This window comes from Pseudogemmobacter sp. TB195 (genome assembly GCF_058313095.1).
The window spans coordinates 1-793 of record NZ_JBZEGG010000100.1; the positions used below are offsets into that span (position 1 = coordinate 1).

Annotated in this window: 1 protein-coding gene; it reads right to left on the reverse strand. The window is 73.0% G+C overall.

The window, feature by feature from the left end; genetic code table 11:
- A partial coding sequence (locus tag AC4FS3_RS28805; RefSeq protein WP_491023384.1) for a glycoside hydrolase family 3 C-terminal domain-containing protein occupies positions 1-793 on the reverse strand: 793 nt, incomplete at both ends.

Here is a 793-nt window from a genome sequence, read left to right on the forward strand (position 1 = left end):
CACCGTCTCGATCGCCGCTGTCCGCCCGTTCTGCGGCCAGCCGCCCGCGCCCGTCTCATGGCGCACCGCCAGGCTGATGGTCAGCGGCGACGTCGCTCCGGCCCGGTCCATGGCGCTGACCTGAAGATCGCTCCAGGAAAATGTCGCATAGCCAAGGCCGTGCCCGAAGGGGAATTGCGGCGCGATCGGCAGATCGGCGTAACCGTTGGAATAACGGGCGCCAGCTTCGTGCGGCCGGCCGGTGGGACGGCGGGCATAGAATACCGGAATCTGCCCGATGGCGCGCGGCCAGCTCACAGGCAGGCGGCCGGAAGGGCTGGCGTCGCCGCTGAGCACGTCGGCGATGGCGCGCCCCGCCTCGCTGCCCGGCCCCCAGATCACCAGCACGGCGCAATCGGCCGCGAACAGTTGCGGCGCCACCAGCGGCCGGCCGCAGGCCAGCAGCACGATCACCCGCGCGCCGGTGGCCAGCACCGCGTCCAGCAAGGCCTGCTGCCCATCCGGCAAAACCGGATTGGCCCGCGCCGCCGCCTCGCCGCTCATCGCCGCCGTTTCGCCAAGGCAAAGAATGGCGACGCCGGCGACGCGGGCGGCGGCGGCCGCTTCCTGCGGGTCATCGCCGCAAACGGCGACGTCCGCTTGCGGCCAGGCGGCGCGCACGCCATCGGCAATGTTGACAATGGCCTCGATGTCGCCAGTTTCGGCCCAGGCGCCGCGCATGTCGGCGGCGGAGGTGGCCAGCGCGCCGATCACGGCGAGGCGCGCCAGCTGGCGGGGCAGCGGCAGCGCGCCT